Genomic DNA, 25,404 nt, shown 5'->3' on the forward strand with positions numbered 1-25,404 from the left:
TTATTTGAAAATATCATATTGATGTTTTTTAGACTTAATTAAGTTAACACCGGATAAAAACCTGTTACTTGTATCGGCAATCAACCAACAGAAGCGGGTTTATTTTAGTTTGGCGTGGTTGGTTTATGAGATTATTAACACAAAGTATCAAATAAAAACGCTATGCCAAACTGGCTAAACTCCTTGTTATGAACAATCCTTATAACACATGAGATGCATGGTTAGATGAACTCACCGCTTTACTGATTCGATAAATCAAAGCTCGTGACTAAATAAGGATACACATAGTGAAAATAGGTAAATACTTAAGAGTAAACAACCTGTTTTTAACCGGTATATTGATGTCGACAAATACCCTAGCCGTGACATTGAACATACTAGAATGGGAAGGCTATATCAGCCCATTTAAAGAAGATTTTGAGGTCTATGCTAAATCTAAGGGGATGGAAGTTGAGCTAAATATTATGGATCCCTATATCACAGATCCTGAACTTATCTTCAACAAACTGCGAGCCAGAGCTGCTGATGTGACTACCCCAACACACAATTACTACAAGATGAATAAAAACAGGTTACTTCAGGTATTACAACCCATAGATTTTAGTCGCCTGAGTCATTACCCCAAGGTACTTAATTCATTAAGAAACAGTCAATACGATGAATTTAAAGGCAAAAAATATTCAGTTCCTTTACTTGGAGGCTCATATGGCCTGGCTTACAATGCAGCAAAGCGAGATGAGCCAAAATCCTGGGAAGAATTGTGGCAACCGGAAAATAAAGCTAAATTTGCTATCACAGGTGATCAATTTGAAGCCAACATCTATACCACGCTACTGGTTTTAGGTTACCCACCAGAATCTTTCTACGACATAGATGCTATAGAGTTTGATAAACCTAAAGTGCAAGCTAAACTGACGAGCCTAGTCCAAAATGCAGACTCATTTTGGAACGGTATGGCTGATGTAGAGCGCATGAAAGATCTAGAATTGGCCACCACATATTGGTTTGGGGTAGCAGCTGCCAATAAAAGCGGACAAAACTGGAAACTAGCAACCCCTAAGGAAGGCCAAACTGTGTGGCTAGATACTTTAGCTATAGGAAGGCATGTTAAAGGTGAAAAGCTAGATGCGGCCTATTTACTAATCGACTTTATGATCAGCGAACCAGTGCAAAAACGCATATTAGAAATGTATGGTTCCATTATAGTGAATGGCGCTACGGCTAAGTTACTCGACCCACAATTAGTTAAAGATGCCAGAGTCGGAGATGAGACATTTTTCTCTGAGCAATATTTATGGCGCCCTCTAAGCTCAAGAACCCGTAATACCTATAAGCAAATGTGGAATAAGGCCATGGATAAATAAAGCCTCCGCAATGCTCCCAAAAGAGTTTACACCCGAGGCCATCCCGTTAAATATTAAATTAATCATTCTGTTTCAATTGGTTAGTTTCACAAGCTAAAATCACCCCTGCAATTGCTAACTGAAACTGGCTTTATTCCTGAATTAAAAAGTCAATTTTTTAACCATCAAAATATGAGTTAACCATTACAACCGCTTAAAAACACTTATCAGATTTAACTTCCATGATAACAATACGCTTTTGGATCAGTAAAATAACGGTAGTTTGTGAGACAGTGCTATTTCGCACTGCCTCTCTATTTGCTGTCGCGGTTAAAATGTAATCGGTTTGAATACTAAAGTGATGGTTTAGTGTGTTATTACAGATAGATTTATGCTGCCTACTTTGCTACTCGTTGTGCTGCACTGTCGAACCCGCGTAGGAACTATTGCGGCTTATCAACTGGCGCTGGGATCGGTGCCCCAGCGCGTCAGGTTTACTGAATTTGCCACGGCAAACAGTAAACTCAGTTGGTAGAGACGCACTGGGCCAAGTAAGGCGCCGTTCGGCTCGCCGGGTGAGCGGCCACTGCATGGGGCGTGCCGGCGACCACTATGCAGCCGCCCTTGTCACCGCCTTCAGGGCCAATGTCGATAACCCAGTCGGCGGCGGCAACTACGTCCATATCGTGTTCCACCACAATCACGGTATTGCCAGCATCGACGAGCCGGTTGAGCTGAGCGAGCAGCAATAGCACGTCGGCAGGATGCAGCCCGGTTGTGGGCTCGTCGAGAATGTACAGCGTATGGCCGCGGCGTGCCCGCTGCAGCTCGGTCGCGAGCTTGATGCGCTGCGCCTCGCCTCCGGAAAGCTCGGTGGCGGGTTGACCGAGTCGCAGGTAGCCGAGCCCAACCTCACTAAGGGTCTTAAGACTGCGCAATGCCGAGGGCACATCGGCGAGAAACACCATTGCCGCATCCACGGTAAGCTCAAGCACCTCTGCTATATTCTTGTTACAGTACGTCACCTCGAGGGTCTCAGGATTATATCGCGTGCCGTCGCAGTCGGAACAAGGCATATAACTACCTGGTAAAAAAAGCAGACCGACCGCCACAAATCCCTCTCCAAGGCAGGTCTCGCAGCGGCCGCCCGCCACGTTGAACGAAAACCGGCTCGCGCCGAAGTTTCGGCTTCGAGCCTCGGGGGTCGCGGCGAATGTGGTACGCACGGCATCGAACAGGCCTGTATAGGTGGCGAGGTTGGAACGCGGTGTGCGACCAATCGGTTTCTGGTCAACGCGCACCAGTCGATCGATCAGATCCGCCCCAGTGATCGTCTCAACCGTGGTGATTTCGACGGGTTTAGGCTCGGGTTGATCATCCTTCTCGCCATTCATCGAGGCTGTGGATGCGATCCCGGTACTGGGGTCTAGATCTGGATGAAGGTACAAGCCTACAGTCTCGGCGAGCACCTGACTCACTAGGGTGGACTTGCCAGAGCCCGATACACCTGTAACCGCGGTCAGTATGCCGAGCGGAAACTTGGCATCAAGGCCGCGTAGGTTATGGCGGGTGATCCCCGTCAGGCCCAGCCAGCCGAGCGGATGTCGTAGCTCGCGTGCCGCCGGAACGGGGCGCTCGCTTGCAAAGAGAAATTTTCGCGTGATCGAGGCGGGTACATCTTTGAGTCCCGCCGTCGGTCCGCTGTAAAGGACAACTCCGCCCTGCTCTCCCGCATGTGGGCCGACGTCGATGACCCAGTCAGCGCGGCGCACCACGTCCATATTGTGTTCCACGATAAAAACTGAGTTACCGCTAGATTTGAGCTCCTCGAGTACGGTAAGGAGCGGCTCGGCATCTGCCGGGTGCAGCCCAGCGGAGGGTTCGTCGAGTACGTAGATTACACCGAAAAGCCCAGAGCGCAGCTGGGTGGCAATGCGCAGCCGCTGCATTTCACCTGGAGAGAGCGTGGGTGTTGCGCGGCCTAGACTGAGGTATCCGAGGCCGAGATCGAGCAGCACATCGAGGCGGCGAGTGAGATCCTTGGTGATAGTTTCACCTGGGGTATTGCTGGCCGCCGGACGGTCAAGCACACGGCGGAGATCGGTGAGCGACAAGCTGTTAAGCTCGGCTATGGTGCGGCCGTTAAAGGTAACCGCGAGAGCTTCGCTGCGCAGTCCACTGCCCGCGCACATTAGGCATGGCCCTGATTCAACATATTTCAATACACGGTTACGCACCGAGGTGCTTTTTGAATCGGCAAGCGTGTGCATCACGTAACTCTGCGCGCTCCAGAATTTTCCCTTGTAAGGTCGGGGCCTTTCCCGCTCCGGCATGATGTCGACCACGGGTTGTTCCTCGGTGAACAAGATCCAATCGCGATCGGCGCGGGACAGCTGTTCCCAAGGTTTATCCACGTCATAACCGAGCGCTGTAAGAATGTCACGCAGGTTCTTACCCTGCCACGCCCCAGGCCAAGCCGTGACGGCACCTTCGCGAATACTCAGTGAAGGGTCGAGCACCAGCGATGCCTCGGTGACTGTGTGCGCGGTTCCAAGTCCCTGACATTTAGGGCATGCGCCCATGGCGGTGTTGGGTGAGAAGGAGTCTGACTCGAGGCGCAAAGCCCCATCAGGATAAACTCCTGTTCGAGAATAAAGCATCCTCAGGGAATTCGAGAGGGTGGTAACTGTGCCTACACTTGAGCGTGAGTTGGGTGTTCCTCGGCGCTGTTGCAGTGCGACGGCTGGCGGTAATCCAGTAATTTCATCCACCTGAGGCGAATGGCCTTGCTGGATCAGGCGACGGGCGTAAGGCGCGACGGACTCGAAGAAACGTCGCTGGGCCTCAGCGAAAATGGTGCCAAAGGCGAGCGAGGATTTGCCGGAGCCGGACACCCCAGTAAAGGCGACTATCGAGTCCCTGGGTAGATCCACGTCGACGTTCTGCAGGTTATTCTCTCGGGCGCCGCGCACGCGCACAAACCCCGTGGGTATGGGGTGCGAAACGGATGTTGCTGTCGGGGTGTGGCTACTGAAAGTGTCAACTGGCAAATGATGGCTGCCGCTATTCTTTGCTTTATTCATGCTTAAAGACCCCTTAGGTTAATTCTTGTCTATATATGCAGGATATGATGGGACGTGCAGAATATGATTGCCTCTACTGGCATTAATGTGGAATTCTCAGCCTAAATTGCCATTTATTTCATGGCTCAACAATAACAATAATCAAGCCAAATATGGCCTAGCTTACTCAGTCAGGGTGAACAAAACTCATTACATGCTCTTAACCGAGAGCATAAGATCACTATCTCCATCAAAATATTCCAGCTATTTTAAGATAACACATAACGCCTTTCGTTTTTGAGTTGCCAACACCTGCGCTCATTTTCTAAACGCACAGATTCAACCGAGTTATTAAAAATAATGTTTACTCAATAGCCACAAAATGACGCATTAGTTAAAACCAAGGCAACAGAAAAGCTTGATATCGATCAAGTAGAAAATAGTTTGTGGGATTCAGAAGTGATTGTATACGCACACTTCCAACGCTGGCATTTAGCTGTGCTCTGTCGTCGTTTTCGGTCTAAATGCTGGTAATGTCTTTTAATATGGGCAAAGCCCCCTACTTCTTCTTTGAATAACGCGCCAAACTCTATTGTGATTTTTAAGCAGTTTTCAGCAGCAATATTCAATCTATTAAAAATAAATGGCGCTATGCTTATCTGCTATTATTTCGCGTTATCAGCATCAACTTTAGTTACTACATCTAAAAGTAATTGACTATGCCAGCCATTTTCAAGATAACAACATTGATGGATGACCATGTTTATAACAAACAAGAATTAGTGGGATTAAAGTCCTATCTATTTATTCAATATGGCAAAGATATAGCAATCTTAAAACTATTAATCTTGGATTTAAATGTTATAAATACAAAAAAGCCCCATCATTACTGATGAGGCTTCCCCGTTGAATGTGACAGAGGGGTAGCTTGCTTGTAATAAAGAGGAACCCTGGGTTTAAATCTCTATCTTTTGCCCAAACAAAAAGGCCTTATCTTTCGATAAGGCCTTTTCATTGAATGTGGCGGAGGGATAGGGATTTGAACCCTAGAACGGGATAAACCGTTGCCGGTTTTCAAGACCGGTGCATTCGACCACTCTGCCATCCCTCCGAGCGGGCGAATAATATGATAATGCCCCTATGGTGTAAAGAGTAAATTGCAAATAATTGGTTAAGTGGCTATTTTATGCCCAAGTTCAAATCCCCTTTGCACATCTGCTATTAAACATAGTTACAAAGCTCAGCTTGCTTGATGGTATTCACTCAATAAACACCCATAACCCGCTATTTGTAATAACTGCTGTTTAAGCCACAACAAATAGCCACTAGCTTAATGCAAATGTGATTAAACGGTCGATAACAGCGACTTTGCTTGATTTGATTTGGGTTAATGTTTACCTTTACTGCAAGTAATGTTGCTAATGCCAAGGATAGCGAGATGCTTTCAGAACAAGCATTCGAAATGATAGATATTGTGGCCCGCGTAGGCAGTTTTACCGCCGCCGCAAATAAATTAAATAAAGTGCCCTCTGCGGTGAGTTATGCCATTAAGCAGATTGAAGATGACTTAGGGGTAATATTGTTTGAACGTCATCATCGCAGCGTGAGTTTAACCCCTGCTGGTGAACATTTTGTCGCCCAGTCTCGTGAGATCATGACCAAACTTAATAACATTAAGCGTGATACACAAAAAGTGGCTAATGGCTGGCGCCCTTCATTGTCGATTGCGATTGACAATATGGTTCGCGCCGACAAAATAAGTGGCTTAATAGCTGATTTTTATCGGCATTTTACCGACATTGAATTGATTATTCGCTTAGAAGTATATAACGGCGTCTGGGAAGCACTGTCTACAGGAAAAAGTGACATCGCGATTGGCGCTACCTCGAGCATTCCTGTTGGTGGCACCTTTAAATCTCGCGATATGGGGATGATCCAGTGGTCTTTTTTAGTTGGGAAGAATCATCCTTTAGCTAAAGCTGAGCACGCGTTAACCGATGAAGAGTTATTACAATATCCGTCAATCTGCCTGCAAGACACAGCGCATAATATTGCTCATCGACCGAATTGGTTATTGAATAATCAACGTCGAATTGTAGTACCCGATTGGATCAGAGCGATAAATTGCTTTAGAGAAGGTTTAGGTGTGGGGTATATGCCATATCATTTAGCCGATATCTTTATCAAAGCTGGTGCGCTAATAGAAAAACAGCTCGCTACCCCCAAACAAGACACCGCCTGCTGTTTAGCTTGGAATACTGCCAATATGAGCCCTGCTCTACAGTGGGTATTAGATCACTTAGGTGACACTGAAAAACTGAAAAAAGAATGGCTTAGCTAAACAGATTATGCAAAATATGTTTTTGTTAATAACATTACTTATCGAATAGTTTATGATAAATTAGCGCCTATTAAGATGATGTTTGTTATGAATTAATTTTTGTTTAATGTACATTGCTTACGCTATAGAAAAGGATTTAGCTTCAGAGTGAGAAAGATTTTTTTCTCGTTGAGCAAATCATTGAGTTAACACCTGGAGACGATAATGAATCAACAATCAGTTATATCACCCAGTCTATCGACGACTGATGTCAATAAAATGCTAAAAAACACCTACATGCTTCTGGCGATGACATTGGCATTTTCTGCTGTTACTGCTGGTTTAGCCATGGCAATTAACCTTGGCCCAATGATGTCATTAGGTTTATCGCTTGGTAGCTTAGTATTGTTATTTGTGACCCTAAAAAAAGCCGATAGTGCTGCAGCCATATTTTGGGTATTTGCCTTTACGGGTATGCAAGGTGCGTCACTCGGTTATATTTTAAATCATTATGTTGGTATGGCGAACGGCCCAGGGCTTATCATGCAGGCGTTAGGCTTAACCTCAGTGATTTTCGTATCACTGTCGGCTTATGCACTAACCACCAAAAAAGACTTCTCATTTATGGGCGGTTTCCTATTTGCCGGTATGTTAGTGATGATCGGTGCTGTAGTGATTAATATTTTCGTCGGTAGTTCAGTATTATTTATGGCAATGAATGCGGGTATTGCATTGCTTATGACCGGTTTCATCCTCTACGACACTAGTCGAATCGTGAATGGCGGCGAAACCAACTATGTTCGCGCGACCATTTCATTGTACTTAGACTTTTTGAACTTGTTCATGAGCCTGCTACATTTGTTGGGTATGGGCAACGACGATTAATCGTCGATAGAGTTCATTGGTAAATTACGTTAAAATGACCCTACATTAGGGTCATTTTTTTTATAATGAGCAAATTCATCATTCAAGTAAACGGAAGTGTTTATGGCTCAACAGCCAGCTTTCGTGCGTTATCTTTTTGCCAAAGCGCATTAGCTAACGGTCATCAAATCATCAATGTCTTTTTCTATCAAGATGGCGTAACCAACAGTAATTCCCTTACTTGTCCGGCATCTGATGAAATAGATATGCACTCACATTGGCAAAATTTGTCAGCGCAACACGCAATACCATTAACCAATTGTGTTTCAGCAGCATTGCGTCGTGGCATACTCTCACCACAAGATGCATCAGAAAATGGTAAGCCACAATGGAATAGCAGTGACGCATTTACCATGGGCGGCTTAGGTGAATTAGTTGTCGGTATTGAACAAGCAGACAGATTAATTAGCTTTTAAGATATTTGTGGAATAGATAATGAAATCACTGGTGATTATTTTTAGACATGCACCTTTAGGCACCACGAGTACTCGTGAAGGGCTTGATTTTGCTATGCTCAGTGCCAGCTTTGAACAACAGGTGAGTATTGTGTTTACCAATGAAGCTGTATTGCATTTACTGGCAGGCCAAACACCTGAGCAAGCAGGATCGAAAGATTATGTGTCGGCGTTTAAAGCGCTATCTCTTTACGATATTGATACCGTATTGGTTTGCGCTGAATCAATGCACACATTAGGATTGCAGCCCAATGACCTCAGTATTGCGGCAACGGTAGCGACGCCAGAGATGATTAGGCAAACCCTGCAAGCGGCTGATGAGGTGCTAGTATTTTGATATTACATCATATCCAAGCATCAGTAATGAGTGACGATGCCTTAAGTACATGCCTGCGCTATATTCACCCTAAAGACAGTATTTTATTGTCTAGCGATGCGGTGAATTGTTTATTACAACCTCAATGGCAACAGCGTTTAGCAAATATTGCACTGTTTGTACTACAAGATGATGTTGTCGCTAGGGGGTTATCCGAACGCTTGATGATTATTTTAGCCAATAAAGCTGCGGGTGATTTTGATATTATTGACTATTCACAATTTGTTGAACAATCTTTGCGACACGATAAGGTGATAACTTGGTAAACTTTTTTGAATTTAATGGCCTGCAAATTGAAACCGATCATCAAGGCTATTTAAAAAATATCAATGACTGGCAAGAACCTATGGCAACTGTGATTGCCGCCACTGAGAACATTGAGTTAACCGAGCAACACTGGGAAGTTATCCGTTTTGTGCGTGATTTTTATCTAGAGTACAAAACAAGTCCTGCTATTCGTGTGCTGGTTAAAGCTATCGGTCAACGATTAGGAGCCGATAAAGGTAACTCCAAATATTTGTATACCTTATTTCCTGGGGGCCCGGCTAAGCAAGCAACCAAAATTGCTGGGCTGCCCAAACCCGCTAAATGTTTATAGTTAATTAAAGCCTACAAAAAAGCCCGCTTAAGATAACTTAAGCGGGCTTTTAAATAATTAACCTCGATAAAGGTTATTTAGGGAAAATGTTTTCTACCACTATCAATGCTGCTTGAGCTAGTTCAACAATTACCAACAAAATAAAAAAGAAGATAACTGATAAATAGATAAGCCTACGATTATCACGCCGACTTGAACCCATTGCTGGTTGTACCAATCCTTATCAATAATGCTCAACTTAAACAAAGTGGCACCAATTTAAATACTCGAAGTAAGCCCAAATATAATGCGTTGTTACCTCACTCTGTGCTCATAGCAATAAGCACAGAGTGATTAGAAAACCTAGCCAATAACGCTTAAGCCGCCCATGTATGAACGTAATACCTCAGGTACTGTGATAGTGCCATCTTGATTCTGATAATTTTCAAGCACGGCAACTAATGTCCGTCCCACCGCTAAACCAGAACCATTTAAAGTGTGCAATAACGCGGGTTTGTTATCTACCTTGCTACGGTATCGAGCTTGCATTCTGCGTGCTTGGAAGTCTTTCATGTTTGAACACGATGAAATTTCACGGTAAGTATTTTGTGCTGGTAACCACACTTCAATATCAAATGTTTTACTTGAACCAAAGCCCATATCACCAGTACATAACACCATAGTGCGATGCGGCAAGTTTAATAACTGCAATACTTTTTCAGCATGTGCGGTAATTTCATCTAACGCATGCATTGAATTGTCTGGATGAGCAATTTGCACTAATTCGACTTTGTCGAATTGATGCTGACGGATCAAACCACGGGTGTCACGACCATAAGAGCCCGCTTCACTTCTGAAGCATGACGTTAATGCGGTCATTTTTATGGGTAGCTCACTTTCATCAACAATCATGTCGCGCACATAGTTAGTTAATGGCACTTCTGCGGTCGGGATAAGTGACAAGCCTTGGCCTTCTTCTGTTGCTGGTTTGGTGTGAAATAAATCTTCACCAAACTTAGGAAGCTGACCAGTACCTAATAAGCTGTCTTCATTAACCAATAGCGGTACATATGTTTCGCTATAGCCATGTTCAGTGGTGTGTAGGTCTAGCATGAACTGACCTAAAGCACGATTTAAACGGGCGATTTGGCCGCGCATGATAATAAAACGTGAACCAGTAATTTTAACGGCACTTTTAAAATCTAATCCACCGAGAGCTTCACCTAAATCTAAGTGATCTTTCACTTCAAAATCGAATGTTCTAGGTGTACCCCAACGACGCACCTCTACATTGTCATTTTCATCGGCACCAATTGGCACAGATTCATCAGGCAAGTTTGGTATGCTCATGGCGATGCTATTGATTTGTTGCAATAACTCAGCAAGTTCAGCTTTCTTTGCATCAAGCTGCACACCTAAATCCCCTACCTGCGCCATAATGGAACTGGTATCTTCGCCACGAGCTTTAGCTTGACCAATCGACTTGGAGATCGCATTACGCGACGCTTGTAAGTCTTCTGTTTCTACTTGAAGCGATTTACGCTTTTCTTCAAGTTTGGTCAAATTATCAACCTCTAAAATAAAGCCACGAGTGGCTAAACGCTCGGCGGTGACGTCAAGATCATTACGCAAAAATTTTGGATCTAGCATGTTGTGAGTTCTTTTTAGTTAAACGCGAGAAAATATAAGTTGTTGACCTACATACACCATAAATAGACATAAGGTGACATTCAACAACACATTTAAAATAGCTTTATGCCATAAGCCTTCTTGCAACAGCAGTAAGGTTTCATTCGAGAAAGTTGAAAATGTAGTTAATGCTCCCAATAGGCCAATGCCAACTAGCGCTTTAATTTCAGGGCTAACATGACTTAACTGCCCTAGCGCATAAACTACGCCCATTAAAAACGATCCCAGTAGATTGACTAACAGTGTACCAAAAGGAAAACTGCTTCCAAATAGCTGGATCATAAAAATTGATAGAAGATAGCGTAAAACTGCACCAATTGAACCACCTAATGCCACCAAGATCACATTAGTCATAGCGTTTGTCCTCGCTTTGTTGATCAAGCTGACGCAATTGCACTAATTTATCTTGAATACGTTTTTCAAAACCTCTGTTCGTTGGCTGATAAAACTGGCTGTGTTGCAATGATTCAGGGAAGTAGTTTTCGCCGGCAGCATAGGCCGCTGGTTCATTATGAGCATAGCGATATTCTTTACCAAAACCGATTTCTTTCATCAATTTTGTCGGCGCATTACGCAGATGATTAGGCACAGGCTCGTGTCCAGTTTGCTTAGCAAGCTCACGGGCTTGATTAAACGCACTATAAACGGCGTTACTTTTGGGCGCGCTGGCTAAATACAACACGGCTTGAGCAATTGCGCGTTCGCCTTCAGCGGGTCCAATACGGTGATAACAATCCCATGCGTTAAGTGCAACTGTCATGGCAATAGGATCGGCATTACCAATGTCTTCTGAGGCAATGGCCAATAAACGACGAGCAACATATAAGGCATCGCCACCACCTTCTAAAATACGGCAATACCAATATAACGCCGCATCGGGCGCCGAGCCGCGAACAGACTTGTGTACTGCAGAAATTAAATCGTAAAATTGATCGCCATTTTTATCGTAACCCGCAGCTTGATGGCCCGCAACTTGAGTGAGCATCTCGGTGGTAAACGCACTTTCATCTGCAACTAAATCGCTCATTAACTCGATTAAATTAAGTGCTTTACGTGCATCGCCCTCGCTAATGTCGGCTAATTGCTTAGCTACTGCGCTGGGTAATGTTAATTGGCGTTTGCCTAAACCACGTTCAACATCAGTTAACGCTTGAGTCACAATTAAGCTGATTTCATCGGAGCTTAAGCGATTAATAAGGTAAACGCGCGCCCGGGATAACAAGGCGTTATTAAGTTCGAATGAGGGGTTTTCAGTGGTAGCACCAATGAAGATAACCGTGCCATCTTCAATAAAGGGTAAAAATGCGTCTTGCTGGCTTTTATTAAAACGGTGTACTTCATCGACAAATAATAAGGTACGTTGACCGCGACTTTGAGCCACGGCTTTGGCTTGTTCAATCGCCGCACGGATCTCTTTCACCCCAGAAGTCACCGCAGAAATACGCTCAACATGGGCGTTAGCATAATGGGCAATAAGCTCAGCTAAGGTGGTTTTCCCGGTACCGGGCGGGCCCCACAGAAACATTGAGTGGGCTCGATTTGCCTCTAGCGCCTTACGCAGTGGCTGGCCCTCACCCAATAAGTGTGCCTGACCTATGTATTCACTAATATCCCTTGGGCGCATACGCGCAGCCAAGGGGCGAAAGTCTGGGGCGAAATCAAAACCTAAATTAGCCATAAACTTCTTAGTGAGCTTGCTTTAAGCGTTGATCGTCTATATCGACGTTATCAGGTACAGCAAAATTAAAGATATTGGTCTCGTCTACTTTTACGCTGCGCTGCTCAGTGAGCGAAAATTGGCTTAAATTACCTTGCTCGTCGGTTAAGTTAAATTTGACTAACTGCTTGGCGTCAAAACATACACTAACAGCAATAACGTTACTGTTGAGTTTCTTAGGCTGAATATCAAAACAGCTAGATGTCGCATTAATAACCCGTTTGGTGACTGAATATTTAGCCCATGTGGCTTCATCTCGATGCACTAACAAAGCCATCGGCGATGCATCAACCGCTTGAGCAACATCCATTACGGTTACTTCTTCAGCAAAGGGGTTATAAATCCATAAATTAGCGCCATCGGCCACAATCAAAGATTCATCTGGCTGAGTTAAATGCCAGTAAAATTGATTGGGATATGCCAGGGCAAATACACCGCTGCCAGTTTGGATTGGTTTATTATTAATGTCGGTAACTTGCTGGGAAAATGTCGCATGCAAACTATCAATGTTAGACAGTTTTGCTCTTAGCTCAGTGGCGTTATCGGCCATCGCGGCAAAGCAAGTTACGCTGGTGGTTAATAATAGGCTCAATACAGCAAAACGTTTATTCATTATCATTCCTATTATGATCTCGGTGGCGGTGGAGCCAATACTTCACGATTACCATTATGACCTTGAGCTGTCACAATACCTTGGCTTTCCATCATTTCAATAATACGGGCGGCACGGTTATAACCAATTTTAAATTTACGCTGTACGCTAGAAATAGAGCCACGGCGCGTTTCGGTAACAAACGCAACGGCATCATCATATAACGCATCTAACTCTTCTTCACTGTCTGATGTTTCACCGGGTAACAATACTTGCTCGCCATCGGTGGCGCCGTTAAGAATATCGTCAATGTATTGCGGTTTGCCTCGAGCACACCAATCGGCAACCACTTTATGAACTTCATGATCATCAATAAACGCTCCATGAACACGATTAGGTAAACCGGTACCAGGTGGAAGATACAGCATATCCCCCATACCTAATAAGGTTTCTGCGCCTTGCTGATCAAGAATGGTACGAGAATCAATACGTGATGACACTTGAAACGCAATACGGGTTGGAATGTTAGCTTTAATCAAACCAGTGATCACATCAACCGATGGCCGCTGAGTCGCCAATATTAAGTGGATCCCTGCAGCACGAGCTTTTTGAGCAATACGGGCAATTAACTCTTCAACTTTTTTACCAACAATCATAATCATGTCAGCAAATTCATCAACCACCACCACGATAGATGGTAGCTTTTCAAGCGGCGGCGCATCATCTAACATACTTTCTGATGACTTCCATAATGGATCGGGAATGTACTCCCCTTTGGCGGCAGCATCTTTAATTTTGATGTTGTAACCTTTAAGATTACGAACCCCTAATGCCGACATTAATTTATAACGTCGCTCCATTTCACCGACACACCAACGCAATGCATTAGCAGCTTCTTTCATGTCGGTAACCACTTCACAGAGTAAATGTGGGATCCCCTCATACACAGATAATTCTAGCATTTTAGGGTCAATCATAATAAAGCGAACATCATCCGGGCCTGATTTATACAGTAAGCTGGTGATCATCGCGTTCACACCCACAGACTTACCAGAACCTGTCGTACCGGCAACCAATAGATGAGGCATTTTACCTAAATCAACCACAACAGGTTCACCGGCGATGTCTTGACCCAGCACCATAGATAATGTTGATTTGCTGTCTTTAAAAGCGGCAGAATCGAGCACATCACGCATAAATACGGTTTCACGGAATTTATTTGGCAACTCTAAACCGACATAAGCTTTACCAGGAATCACTTCAACGACACGCACGTTTTCAGATAATAATGAGCGGGCTAAGTCTTTCGAAAGATTGGTAATTTTAGAGGCTTTAACCCCAGGGGCTAATTCAAGCTCAAAGCGAGTAATCACCGGTCCAGGATACACGCCAACAACGTTGGCGATAATATTAAAATCCGCCAGCTTTGCTTCAACTAATCGAGCGACTTGCTGAAGTTCGGCTTCACTAATAGGGTTTTTCTTGCGATCAGGCACATCAAGCAAGGTAATGCTTGGTAAAGGATCCATTTTCTGGCGAGCTTGTTGCGTGGTTTGACCATCGATTACCACTACACCGTCAACAATTCTGGCTTCTTTTTTCGGTTTTTGTTGTGCAACTAATGCCCCCTTTGAATGAGGTTTGGCAAAAGCTTCCTCAAATGGTTCATCACTATCAGAGTGATTCATACTCTGAGTAATATCGAGGTCATCATTGTCGTCGTCAAGATTGAAGTCAACGTCGTCTTTTGTCGCGACCCAAGGCGCAAATGGCGTGTCTTCATGATCAAATTGTATTGACGGTTCTTGACGATCGTCACTATCAAACTGTTGGTCATCAATGTCTGAAACCGCAATATCTTCAGCGGGTTTAGGCTTGCGACTAAAGAAGCTACGTTTCTTTTCTACAACCGGCGGTTTCTCGACTGCTTGTTTAATATGGATTGGCGTTTTAACCGGCTTGTTAGATTGAGTTCTTGTTGGCTCATGTTGATCATCCATTTCGTTACGACGTTGGGTAAATTTATCCACTAATGAAAGGAAGCCTTTAGTATCTTCGGTTTCTGTTTCTCGTTTAAATAATTTAGGTAAATGCCATATTTTCTTGGCACACCAGATAGAACCTAAGCCGGTTAATTCAATAATGGTTAACCAACTAATCCCAGTCGCTAAAGTGAAGCCTGCGCCAAAAAAACACATTAGCAATAATGTGGTTCCTAGCTTATTAAAGTACGGCAACATCGCCTGACCAATCACATCACCGGCTACCCCACCGGCTGAAAAGACGTACATATTGTCGGCATTCATGCTGACCAATGCAGCTAAGCCTAACAACATCAAAATAAAACCAATAATTCTTAATCCGACTGAAAAATAATCTATTTCAAACAAACGATGTGCACGATTGAAAATAAACCAACCCGTGGTGGCTATCATGATAGGAATTAAAAAGGCGATGAAACCAAAGAAGTAAAACAGCACATCTGCAGTCCAAGCGCCAACAGCACCAGTCCAGTTGTGAATTTCACCTTGGAAATGCGATTGACTCCAGCCTGGATCACTTGGATTAAAACTGGATAATGCCAATAGAATGTATGTCGCGATCATGCAACATAAAATAAGGCCACCTTCAAGCAATCGTTGAAGGCCACTGAGTGTTTTTAGACTATTTTCCTGAGTCAAACGAAAGAATCCATAAAAAAGTGAAAAATAAGGGTTAAGATAACAGAATATCACTGTATTTGCAGTGATTATGCACCCTGAATTAGTCAAGCTCAATCGATTGTTATACCGAATTAATCCAGAAACAAAAAAGCCTTAACGATTACTCTCAAGATGATGATTTTATATACAAAGATTAGTTCTATTTGATTAGATGATGAATATAAGTGGACAATGGTCATCTATATTCATCAATCAGCGGCTAAAGACTTGATGGGAGATTAAACTGTAGGATTAGCCTAAGTTGTATAACGCGACCTTATTAGTCTGTTTGACCTCTTCCATTACCACATAAGTACGAGTATCTGAAATTGAGGGCAGTTTCAGCAATGTTTCACCTAATAAACGTCTATAAGCAGACATATCTGATACTCGAGTCTTTAATAGGTAGTCAAAATCACCAGAGACCAAATGGCATTCTTGGATATCATCGAGTAATTGTACTGCACGATTAAAGCGATCAAAAATATCAGGAGTATCACGATTAAGGGTGATTTCAACAAATACTAATAAAGAAGCACCAAGAAAATGTGGATTAACCAGTGCAGTATAGCCACTTATAAATCCTTGTTTCTCTAGCCTTTTCACTCTTTCTAAGCATGGGGTTGGACTCAAGCCTACTCGTTTTGATAGTTCAACATTCGAAATGCGACCATCCAATTGAAGCTCATTTAAAATATTGCGATCTATACGGTCTAAATCTTTTACTGAAAAGCTTTTACTATTTGCCATATATTTAACCTTGCTTTGTACTTAAAACAATATTTTTGTCTATAAAAAGTGCAATTTCAGCAGCATAATCTGCTAAAGCAGCACTATACTAGAGTGGCTTGAAATAAGCACGTTCAGGTCACAATTAATAACAATTATACCCATTTGAAGTGGGTTTTATGTCAATCGAGGCTCAAAAATGATTATTGGTGTTCCAACAGAAATCAAAAACCACGAATACCGTGTAGGCATGGTCCCTTCAAGCGTACGTGAATTGACCTTAAAAGGTCACGATGTTTTTGTACAATCAGAAGCGGGTGTGGGGATTGGGTTTACCGATCAAGATTATATAGACGCTGGTGCCTCGATTTTAGCCACTGCAGCTGAAGTTTTTGCTAAAGCAGAGATGATTGTAAAAGTAAAAGAGCCGCTAACCGTTGAACGTGCAATGCTACGTCACGACCAGATTTTATTTACTTATTTACATCTTGCACCAGATTTAACACAAACAAATGAGCTAATCGCCAGCGGTGCTGTGTGTATTGCTTATGAAACCGTAACAGATGACCGTGGTGGATTACCATTACTTGCACCTATGTCAGAAGTGGCTGGGCGCATGTCAATCCAAGCTGGTGCTCGTGCTCTTGAGAAATCATTAGGCGGACGTGGTATGTTGCTTGGTGGTGTACCTGGTGTTGAGCCTGCTAAAGTTGTCATAATTGGCGGCGGTATGGTAGGTACTAATGCTGCACAAATGGCTGTAGGTATGGGTGCTGACGTTGTTGTATTAGATCGTAGTATCGATGCATTACGTCGCTTGAATATTCAGTTTGGTTCTGCTGTAAAAGCGATTTACTCAACAGCGGATGCCATTGAACGCCATGTATTAGAAGCCGATCTTGTGATTGGTGGTGTATTGGTTCCTGGTGCAGCGGCACCAAAATTGATTACCAAAGATATGGTTAAGCGTATGAAACCTGGTAGCGCGATTGTTGACGTAGCAATTGACCAAGGTGGCTGTGTTGAAACATCACACGCAACAACGCACCAAGACCCAACGTATATTGTTGACGACGTTGTGCATTACTGTGTGGCAAATATGCCAGGTGCAGTTGCCCGCACTTCGACGTTTGCATTAAACAATGCAACGCTTCCTTACATTATCAAGTTGGCAAACCAAGGTTACAAACAAGCATTATTAAATGACAAGCATTTACTTAATGGCTTAAATGTTATCCACGGAAAATTAGTCTGTAAAGAAGTGGCTGAAGCATTAAGCCTTGAATTTACTGAACCTAAGAGCATGTTGGCTTAATTTATTTTGACCTAACATTTGCCTTACTAAATAAAAATGCCGCATTAATTGATGTGGCATTTTTTTTACTTCACTATTCTGATTAAGAAAATGAACTTATCAACCAGGATATGAATATATTAACTTGCTGGCACCACTCTACTCATCATTCTGGGTAATTGACGTTCTGCCGTTCTATTTTAATCTTGCTATTGATTCGGCTTGTTTAGCTAACAAATCGAAAAACGCCTCTTGTGGCATCGGTTTATGAAAGTAGTAACCTTGTACAGCGTCTATGTTTTGCTGCTTAATAAAATCAAGCTCTGCTTCGGTCTCCACTCCTTCAGCAACAATCGATAAGTCTAATGCACGACTCATGCTAACAATGGCTTCAATTAAGGATTTGTGACGTGAACCTGATGAAATTCGTTGAATGAATGATTTATCAATTTTGATTTGATCAACAGGGAAGTTAACTAAATACGATAAAGAAGAATATCCGGTACCAAAATCGTCTACCGAAATCTGCATGCCGCGATGCCTTAGATCTGTCAGTAACTGATTTATGCTGTCTTGTTGCGTCATCATTAATGATTCTGTTATTTCAAGAGTAAGCAGAGAGTAAGGAAAAACGTCAAGCCCAAATTGTTGCTGTAACACATCAAAGTAAGCGGCAAAACGATGTTGTAAATCAGTATTCCAAAACTCAATAGTGGACACGTTAATGGATAACGGGATAGTAAAATCACTTTTTTGCATCGCGACAATACTTGTTAACGCTTGCATTCGTACCCACTCACCGATTTGGACAATTAGCCCAGACTCCTCTGCAATAGGAATGAACTCATCTGGGGAAATAAACTGGTCATCATGTATCCAGCGTAACAAGACTTCAGCTTTGGTAATTTGAGCGGTAAAAGGATTAACAATTGGTTGATAATACAACTGAAATTCATTTTGGATTAATGCGGTTTTGAGGTAGAGATGCAGTTCCGCATTTCTTTCGGCATCTTTTTGAATTTGTTGATTAAAAAACTGCATACAATTACGGCCATGCGCTTTGGCACTGTACATAGCTTGAGTGGCACAATTTAATATCTGTTCAACATTATCAGCATCATAAGGATAACGAGCAAGACCGGTACTCATTGATAACATCATATCTTGGTCGGCAATAATAAAATGCTTTTTTAACTCATCAGTGATGTTGTTAAACATACTTATCAATGACTCAGTACACATTTTTCCCGGTATGACCAAGGCAAATTCATCAGCGGCAATACGGGCAATAAGGACATTCTCGGGAATTGTATTTAACAAACGTTGCGCGACTAATTTGAGAACCAGATCACCGTTATCATGGCCAAACGTATCATTAATTTGTTTGAAGTGATCAATGTCCATCAGCATCAAACTGAACTCTTGCCTTTTAGCATCAATACTATTTTTGCACTTCATTGCTTGCAGAGTTTCAAACAAGTACTTGCGGTTTGACAATCCGGTTAATTGATCATAATTAGTTTGGAAACTTATTATTTTCTCAGCATTTTTACGTGCAGAAATATCAGTAATTAGCCATGCAAAACAATTTTGTTGAGTAAAAGTATCTCTAATAACCGTCACATTGAGCGCTATGTCAATGATATCATTATCAGTTTTAAGTCCTTTCAACTCCCCTTTCCAAGCATGCCCGCGTTTTAAATGTTCAAATAAATCTGCAACCTCCTCCGCTTTGGAGTGGCTTAAAAAGCGATGAACATCGAATAACTTAAGATTGGCATAATAGGTCGATGTTAACGACTTAAAAACAGGGTTAGCAGACAAAACGACATTATCTTCACTGGTGATCACTAGCGAGATAGGCAAACTGTTAAATATTGTGCTGCTTAAACGTTGAATATGCATGCCACGACTGCGTTCAATGGCTAAACTGGCCAAACGTGCCGCCTCTTGAATTAAGTATAAATCTAGCTCTGAAGGCGATTTAACCGTGTCATAATACATGGCAAACGTGCCGAGTACTTTTTGATTGCTGTCTTTTATCGGTTCTGACCAACACGATTTTAATCCCGCTTTAAGCGGTAATTCTTTATACTTTGTCCAATTGGGATGATGTTCAATATCTTCAACAATCACTCTTTCACAGGTATATGCCGCTGCACCACAAGAACCGACATCAGCGCCGATCTCAACACCGTTAATGGCATTATTATATTCTTCAGGCAGATTTGGCGCCGCCCCGAATAGTAGACGTTTACCGTCATCACTCAATAACAGCACAGATGCTCGAGTGCCTATCTTTTGAGCTTCAATCAACAATATTAAGGCGTGGAGCATTTCGCCTAATGGAAGGCCCTTTAGTACCATATCAAGTATTGCACTGTAACGCTCAATACTCGATTCACGAAAATCGGCTTGAGGCGTATCTTCTATGAATTTATTGATATGCGGACCTATATCCATAACACTCCAACATCACAACGAATGATTCGACATACTTTTTATAATACACATAAGATTATGCATTTGTGAGAATATTATCAATATATTAACGTTTTTTTAATAAATTAATTACACCTAAACCCTAAATATTCCCCATAAAAAAACAGCACAATATTTTTTGCGCTGTTTTTAAGTGATTAATAATCAATGTCGTGGTTGTAAAAAAGAGTAATGATGAATAACTATTCTGCTATCCGTTCCATCTTAGCTAGATAGAAGCCATCAAAACCACGTTCCGACACTAAAATATTTTCATCTTCTATCAGCGAAAACTGCGGATTTTCAGCTAGAAAAGCATCCACTTGATGACGATTTTCTTCAGGCATAATTGAGCAAGTTGCATAAATTAACATGCCACCCACTTTCACCATGCGGCTATAACTTTGTAAAATATGCTTTTGTAATTCAATCAATACCGGCAAGCGCTCTGGAGTATCACGCCATTTAGAATCCGGATTTCGTTTCAATACCCCAAGCCCAGAACAAGGGACATCTAACAATACCCTGTCTGCGGTTAATTTTAAGCGTTTAATGGTTTTCGAACTGGCGATAATCCGCGTTTCAACATTATGAGCACCTGCACGTTTAGCGCGTGTTTTAAGATTATCGAGTTTCCATTGCTCAACATCCATGGCTAACAAACGGCCTTTACCCTGCATCTGTGCAGCAATGTGTAAGGTTTTACCACCCGCACCAGCACAAGCATCAACAACTCGCATACCCGGTTTTGCGCCAACGGCATCGGCAACCAATTGCGATCCGGCATCTTGTTGTTCAAACCAGCCGTCTTTAAAGGCGTCAGTTCGAAACAGTGCTGAGTCAGAAGTTACCTCAATTGCAGAAGCCACATCATCCAAAGGCACAGCTGTTACACCTTCTTTTTGTAAGCGACTGATCAATTTTTCACGGTCACATTTAAGCTCATTAACGCGTAAATAACGTTTTGGTTGCTCGGCAAGTGCTGCACGTTCAGCTGGCCATTTATCACCTAATTGTGCTTGTCCAAGTAAGTCTAGCCATTGTGGGCAACCGTCCCAAAGCACAGGATCCATTTTGGCCTGTTCAAGGTTAGCATCAAATTTCGCTTGCTCAATCTGCAATGAATACTGCATTTTGGGTAAATCTAAACCGTGAAAGACGTGCCAGCCGTTGAGTAACTTCGATCCTAAACGATCGAATTCTTCCGGTTCAATATCCACCAGAAAACAATATAAGTTTAATCGACGTAAAATATCGCCAGTGACCTGCGTGATCCGCGCTTGCTCTGATGGGTTAAGCGTTAAACCAGAAAAATGCTCTGAGTAAGCTCTATCTAATGGTTTTCCTCGGGTTAACACCATAGTAAGTACATTTAAGACTAACTCTGATGAACTGCCTGACAACGGATAAGTCAACATGGGGGCTCTCTATCTAAGATTACGTTCAATTTAAAAACGTGCTGATCATAGGGATTAAAACACTTGATAGCAAGGCAATATCGGCCTTTGTCCCTTCAGTTGGGTGATTAAATCAGTCATTTCTTTAATCCATTTAACGTCAGTTTATCGCTTCAACTCATTCGGACTCTGTTTGCGAGTTATCCTCAAGATAAACCACAGACCAATGATATATTGCTTTAAATAAAAAAGCGGCCCGAAGCCGCTTTTTCATCATGACATAAGTGAGTGTTTACACGACACTACATTCTTGAGCCTTTAGCACCATAAAAGACAATAAAGGCATAACATACAACCGGCAGAATAAACGCCAATTGCAGCCCCATATTATCGGCCAACACCCCTTGTAAAAGTGGTAAAATCGCCCCACCGACAATCGCCAAACATAAAATACCACTTCCTTGAGAGGTATGTGGACCTAAATCTCGTAGCGCTAAACTAAAGATGGTTGGGAACATGATTGAATTGAATAGACCTACAGCCAAAATTGACCACATGGCCACGGCACCACTGCTGTTCATAGCAATCAAAACCAAAGTCGCTGCGACACAAGCATTAAACGCTAATAAGGTCCCTGCAGGAATTTTCTGCATGATCACAGAGCCCACAAAACGGCCAACCATGGCGCCGCCCCAGTAGTAAGTAATGTACTTAGCGGCATCAGCTTCTTGCAAACCTGCAATTTGCTCTTCACCTAGAAAACTCACTAAAAAGCTGCCAATTGAGACTTCAGCACCAACATAAACAAAAATACCAATTGCTCCCAGGACCAAGTGAATGCTTTGTAATGCGCTAGTTTTACCATTGTGAGTTACCACACCAGTATCAGAAGTATCATTGTGTTCGGTAATCTTAGGTAAATTAAGCTTGGCAAAAATTAAAGCCAGCAAACCGAGCATTGCAGCAAGAATTAAATAGGGCAGCTTAACCACTTCAGCTTCGGCTTGGGCGTGATCCAGCCCATCCAATGCACCTGACGCTACCGACAAAATTAATACCGCGCCAAAAAAGGGGGCCACCGTGGTGCCAAGCGCATTAAAGGCTTGGGTTAAATTTAAACGACTTGAGGCTGTTTCAACTGATCCTAACGCATTCACATACGGATTAGCCGCCACCTGCAAGATAGTTATCCCTGATGCTAATACAAATAATGCACCTAAAAATAATCCGTAAGTTGCAAATGCAGCAGCAGGATAAAACAGTAAACAACCGATACAGGCAATAATAAGCCCTGTGACGATACCTTTTTGATAGCCTAATTTTTTGACTAACTTACCGGCTGGTAATGAAACTAAAAAATAGGCGCCAAAGAAACAAAATTGAATCAACATGGCTTCAGTGTAATTTAACGAAAATACAGCTTTTAAATGAGGAATTAAAATATCATTTAAGCAGGTAATGAATCCCCACATGAAAAATAATGATGTCAGTGACACGAGCGCAAAGCGGTAATTACCACTATTGCCTGTTTCTGTTGTTTCAAGGGTACTGTGAATTGCTGTAGCCATAGGGAGATCTCTTCTTAATGATTATTGTTATACTACTGTTTTTAATCGTTAAACTCACCATCACATCCGCTATGATAGTGTAAAACTTTATCGCCAATATACTGAAAATAGTTCAATCAAAAAATAATCCAAAAAAAACCGAAATACAGCAGTATTTCGGCTTCGTCATGCTATCCAAGTAGGCCATAAAAACTAGCGAAGCTTGGCAACACAATAGTTGCAGGGTCCAGTATATCTTGCGCGCCACAGAGTAACCCATGATCGTCTATAATTGAAGACAATCGTAACTCATTTAATGCAAAAGTTTGTTGCTCACCACACAAATTAAACAACACTAGCATGCGCTGATCATCTTGACTGCGGATGAAGGCTAACACATCAGGATGACTGTCGATAAAGGTAATATCCCCCTCAATCAGCAAATGTTGCTTTTTGCGCCACTGTAAAAAATGACGGTAACTTTGCAAAATCGAATCTTGATCAGCTTCTTGCACATCCACAGCACTATTATTATGCGCAGGATCAATAGGTAACCAAGGCGTTGCTTCAGTAAAGCCTGCATTCGCAGCCCCTTTTACCCAAGGCATCGGGGTACGGCATCCATCACGACCTTTAAACATCGGCCAAAAGGCAATGCCAAAGGGATCTTGTAACTGGTCATATTCAATTGAGGCTTCCGTTAACCCTAGCTCTTCCCCTTGATAACTGCACACACTGCCACGTAATGAAAATAACATCGCATTGAGCATTTTCACCATTGTTGGGTTCACGCTGGCTTTACCCCAACGAGACGCAACCCGTTTAACATCATGATTACCTATGGCCCAACATGGCCAGCCATCACCAATACTAGCTTCTAGTTCCTCAACGGTTTGACGAATATAAGCCGCGCTAAAGTCATCGGTTAACAACTCAAAACTGTAGGCCATATGTAATCGGTCATCACCTTGAGTGTATTCAGCCATAGTGGCTAACGAGTCTTCAGATGACACTTCACCTAAGGTGACGGCGCCAGGATAACGATTAATTAACGCCCGCAGCTGTTCAATAAAGCCAACCGTTTGCGGCCGAGTATTATTGTAATAATGATATTGGTAAGCATAAGGATTATCTTCACTGAAGCCACGGCCTTGGCGCTTATCTTTGGGTTTAGCAGGGTTGTCACGTAATTGTTCATCGTGGTAACAAAACGTAATCGCATCGAGGCGAAAACCGTCAACACCTTTTTTGAGCCAAAACTCAACATTGTCTAATACCGCTTGACGAGCCTGAGGACAGTGGAAGTTTACATCCGGCTGACTTTTGAGAAAGTTATGCAGATAGTATTGCTGACGACGAGGTTCCCACTCCCATGCACAACCACCAAAAATGGCGAGCCAGTTATTAGGCGCACTGCCATCGTCTTTAGGATCAGCCCACACATACCAGTCTGCTTTGTCATTGTCTCGGCTTTGACGACTTTGCTCAAACCAAGCATGTTGGTCTGAAGTATGGCTTAGCACTTGGTCAATCACGACCTTGATATTTAACTGATGGGCTTTTTCGATAAGCTGATCGAAATCAGCCATGGTGCCAAACAGCGGGTCAATTTCGAGATAGTCGCTGATGTCATAGCCAAAGTCTTTCATTGGCGACTTAAAAAACGGCGAAATCCAAATTGCATCAACATTCAGGCTGGCAATATAATCAAGTTTAGCAATGATGCCCTGTAAATCACCAACACCGTCACCATTAGTATCCATTAAACTGCGAGGATAAACTTGATATATCACTCCGCCGCGCCACCAACTGACCTGACCCATTGCATCCCCTTAGAAGTAAGTTAACCCTGAAATAAATCGACGAGTTACCTTGATGTTGCGACTGCGTAACAGTTCGCTAGTGTTTTTTTATTACCCCGAGGATACGTGAATAAGGAAATCAGGTTCAATACACCTGCATACGTATGCAAAGAAATAATTAGCTTGCAACATACAACTAAAACGCTATAAGCCTCATTAATACAACGAATTAAGTATGATACAAAGCCCCACTCAGTTGTTTCAAAATTGTAAAAAACTGTCACTAATTAGCCATGATTAGCGCTGAATACGTATGCATAATATTGTCGGCAAAACTGAACTGGGAGTAGTATCGTCACTGTTGTGCAACAATTTGGTCATAACTTCAGCACTTATG

General features: G+C 42.7%; 19 protein-coding genes and 1 tRNA gene. 8 read left to right on the forward strand and 12 right to left on the reverse strand.

The genetic code is table 11. The annotated features are described in order from the left end of the window. Positions 1-287 precede the first annotated feature (287 nt). Positions 288-1,364: an ABC transporter substrate-binding protein gene (locus GW828_RS00765; RefSeq protein WP_273057218.1), complete on the forward strand. Its 1,077-nt coding sequence runs from the start codon at positions 288-290 to the stop codon at positions 1,362-1,364. A gap of 503 nt (positions 1,365-1,867) precedes the next feature. Here the strand turns inward: GW828_RS00765 and GW828_RS00770 are convergent. After that, positions 1,868-4,426, reverse strand: a complete 2,559-nt coding sequence (locus GW828_RS00770; RefSeq protein WP_273057216.1) for an excinuclease ABC subunit UvrA — start codon at positions 4,424-4,426, stop codon at positions 1,868-1,870. A 1,000-nt stretch (positions 4,427-5,426) separates the two neighbouring features. Further along, positions 5,427-5,516 (reverse strand) — tRNA-Ser (locus GW828_RS00775). A gap of 327 nt (positions 5,517-5,843) precedes the next feature. On the opposite strand from GW828_RS00775, the gene punR reads away from it, so the two are divergent. From punR to GW828_RS00805, 6 genes are all read left to right on the forward strand, one after another. Beyond that, on the forward strand, positions 5,844-6,746 hold the full coding sequence (gene punR, locus GW828_RS00780) for a DNA-binding transcriptional activator PunR (protein WP_124015962.1): 903 nt from the start codon (positions 5,844-5,846) through the stop codon (positions 6,744-6,746). A 204-nt stretch (positions 6,747-6,950) separates the two neighbouring features. After that, positions 6,951-7,610: a Bax inhibitor-1/YccA family protein gene (locus tag GW828_RS00785; protein WP_124015961.1), complete on the forward strand. Its 660-nt coding sequence runs from the start codon at positions 6,951-6,953 to the stop codon at positions 7,608-7,610. A gap of 65 nt (positions 7,611-7,675) precedes the next feature. Then, positions 7,676-8,065, forward strand: coding sequence for a sulfurtransferase complex subunit TusD (gene tusD, locus GW828_RS00790; RefSeq protein ID WP_182742941.1), 390 nt, complete (start codon positions 7,676-7,678; stop codon positions 8,063-8,065). A gap of 19 nt (positions 8,066-8,084) precedes the next feature. Beyond that, entirely contained in the window at positions 8,085-8,441 is a 357-nt protein-coding gene (gene tusC / locus GW828_RS00795) for a sulfurtransferase complex subunit TusC (protein ID WP_182742940.1), read from the forward strand. Next, complete coding sequence (tusB, locus tag GW828_RS00800; protein ID WP_182697190.1) at positions 8,438-8,746, forward strand: sulfurtransferase complex subunit TusB; 309 nt, start codon at positions 8,438-8,440, stop codon at positions 8,744-8,746. The genes tusC and tusB overlap by 4 nt, the downstream gene beginning before the upstream one ends. Further along, on the forward strand, positions 8,740-9,078 hold the full coding sequence (locus GW828_RS00805) for a TusE/DsrC/DsvC family sulfur relay protein (protein WP_124015957.1): 339 nt from the start codon (positions 8,740-8,742) through the stop codon (positions 9,076-9,078). The genes tusB and GW828_RS00805 overlap by 7 nt, the downstream gene beginning before the upstream one ends. A 342-nt stretch (positions 9,079-9,420) precedes the next feature. On the opposite strand, the gene serS is transcribed toward GW828_RS00805, so the two are convergent. The 6 genes from serS to lrp form a co-directional block, all read right to left on the reverse strand. Then, entirely contained in the window at positions 9,421-10,707 is a 1,287-nt protein-coding gene (gene serS / locus GW828_RS00810) for a serine--tRNA ligase (protein WP_124015956.1), read from the reverse strand. An 18-nt stretch (positions 10,708-10,725) separates the two neighbouring features. Beyond that, a complete protein-coding gene (gene crcB / locus GW828_RS00815; protein WP_124015955.1) occupies positions 10,726-11,100 on the reverse strand; it encodes a fluoride efflux transporter CrcB in 375 nt (124 codons plus the stop codon). Continuing rightward, positions 11,093-12,424 (reverse strand): replication-associated recombination protein A, encoded by a 1,332-nt coding sequence (locus GW828_RS00820; RefSeq protein ID WP_273057210.1) that lies wholly within the window; start codon positions 12,422-12,424, stop codon positions 11,093-11,095. Before GW828_RS00820 ends, crcB begins: the two co-directional genes overlap by 8 nt. A 7-nt stretch (positions 12,425-12,431) precedes the next feature. Continuing rightward, positions 12,432-13,076 (reverse strand): outer membrane lipoprotein periplasmic chaperone LolA, encoded by a 645-nt coding sequence (gene lolA / locus GW828_RS00825; protein ID WP_182742937.1) that lies wholly within the window; start codon positions 13,074-13,076, stop codon positions 12,432-12,434. Between the two features lie 11 nt (positions 13,077-13,087). After that, positions 13,088-15,736 (reverse strand): DNA translocase FtsK, encoded by a 2,649-nt coding sequence (locus tag GW828_RS00830; protein ID WP_273057208.1) that lies wholly within the window; start codon positions 15,734-15,736, stop codon positions 13,088-13,090. Positions 15,737-16,009: 273 nt separating this feature from the next. Further along, on the reverse strand, positions 16,010-16,507 hold the full coding sequence (lrp, locus tag GW828_RS00835; protein WP_124015951.1) for a leucine-responsive transcriptional regulator Lrp: 498 nt from the start codon (positions 16,505-16,507) through the stop codon (positions 16,010-16,012). Positions 16,508-16,685: 178 nt separating this feature from the next. Between lrp and ald the strand changes: the two genes are divergently transcribed. After that, the gene (gene ald / locus GW828_RS00840; RefSeq protein ID WP_273057206.1) at positions 16,686-17,801 is read left to right on the forward strand and encodes an alanine dehydrogenase; all 1,116 of its coding nucleotides are present in this window, start codon (positions 16,686-16,688) and stop codon (positions 17,799-17,801) included. Between the two features lie 174 nt (positions 17,802-17,975). On the opposite strand, the gene GW828_RS00845 is transcribed toward ald, so the two are convergent. From GW828_RS00845 to GW828_RS00860, 4 genes are all read right to left on the reverse strand, one after another. After that, positions 17,976-20,243 carry a sensor domain-containing phosphodiesterase gene (locus GW828_RS00845; protein WP_273057204.1) on the reverse strand — a complete coding sequence of 756 codons (2,268 nt, stop codon included), beginning with the start codon at positions 20,241-20,243 and terminating at the stop codon, positions 17,976-17,978. 221 nt (positions 20,244-20,464) lie between these two features. Then, positions 20,465-21,679 (reverse strand): RsmB/NOP family class I SAM-dependent RNA methyltransferase, encoded by a 1,215-nt coding sequence (locus GW828_RS00850; protein WP_124015948.1) that lies wholly within the window; start codon positions 21,677-21,679, stop codon positions 20,465-20,467. A gap of 281 nt (positions 21,680-21,960) precedes the next feature. Continuing rightward, positions 21,961-23,226, reverse strand: a complete 1,266-nt coding sequence (locus GW828_RS00855; RefSeq protein ID WP_124015947.1) for a sugar MFS transporter — start codon at positions 23,224-23,226, stop codon at positions 21,961-21,963. A gap of 170 nt (positions 23,227-23,396) precedes the next feature. After that, positions 23,397-25,028, reverse strand: a complete 1,632-nt coding sequence (locus GW828_RS00860) for an alpha-glucosidase (protein ID WP_182697185.1) — start codon at positions 25,026-25,028, stop codon at positions 23,397-23,399. Positions 25,029-25,404 lie beyond the last annotated feature (376 nt).

The organism is Shewanella vesiculosa (assembly GCF_009994065.1).
In the GTDB taxonomy this organism is placed as follows: domain Bacteria; phylum Pseudomonadota; class Gammaproteobacteria; order Enterobacterales; family Shewanellaceae; genus Shewanella; species Shewanella vesiculosa.

Excerpts from the sequence above, each read along its gene's own strand:
- GW828_RS00820 (WP_273057210.1), bottom strand. The coding sequence starts at position 12,424 with ATGGCTAATTTAGGTTTTGATTTCGCCCCAGACTTTCGCCCCTTGGCT.
- lrp (WP_124015951.1), bottom strand. The coding sequence starts at position 16,507 with ATGGCAAATAGTAAAAGCTTTTCAGTAAAAGATTTAGACCGTATAGAT.
- tusC (WP_182742940.1), top strand. The coding sequence starts at position 8,085 with ATGAAATCACTGGTGATTATTTTTAGACATGCACCTTTAGGCACCACG.
- GW828_RS00785 (WP_124015961.1), top strand. The coding sequence starts at position 6,951 with ATGAATCAACAATCAGTTATATCACCCAGTCTATCGACGACTGATGTC.
- tusD (WP_182742941.1), top strand. The coding sequence starts at position 7,676 with ATGAGCAAATTCATCATTCAAGTAAACGGAAGTGTTTATGGCTCAACA.
- punR (WP_124015962.1), top strand. The coding sequence starts at position 5,844 with ATGCTTTCAGAACAAGCATTCGAAATGATAGATATTGTGGCCCGCGTA.
- serS (WP_124015956.1), bottom strand. The coding sequence starts at position 10,707 with ATGCTAGATCCAAAATTTTTGCGTAATGATCTTGACGTCACCGCCGAG.
- ald (WP_273057206.1), top strand. The coding sequence starts at position 16,686 with ATGATTATTGGTGTTCCAACAGAAATCAAAAACCACGAATACCGTGTA.
- GW828_RS00850 (WP_124015948.1), bottom strand. The coding sequence starts at position 21,679 with ATGTTGACTTATCCGTTGTCAGGCAGTTCATCAGAGTTAGTCTTAAAT.
- lolA (WP_182742937.1), bottom strand. The coding sequence starts at position 13,076 with ATGAATAAACGTTTTGCTGTATTGAGCCTATTATTAACCACCAGCGTA.
- GW828_RS00845 (WP_273057204.1), bottom strand. The coding sequence starts at position 20,243 with ATGGATATAGGTCCGCATATCAATAAATTCATAGAAGATACGCCTCAA.
- GW828_RS00855 (WP_124015947.1), bottom strand. The coding sequence starts at position 23,226 with ATGGCTACAGCAATTCACAGTACCCTTGAAACAACAGAAACAGGCAAT.
- crcB (WP_124015955.1), bottom strand. The coding sequence starts at position 11,100 with ATGACTAATGTGATCTTGGTGGCATTAGGTGGTTCAATTGGTGCAGTT.
- GW828_RS00770 (WP_273057216.1), bottom strand. The coding sequence starts at position 4,426 with ATGAATAAAGCAAAGAATAGCGGCAGCCATCATTTGCCAGTTGACACT.
- GW828_RS00860 (WP_182697185.1), bottom strand. The coding sequence starts at position 25,028 with ATGGGTCAGGTCAGTTGGTGGCGCGGCGGAGTGATATATCAAGTTTAT.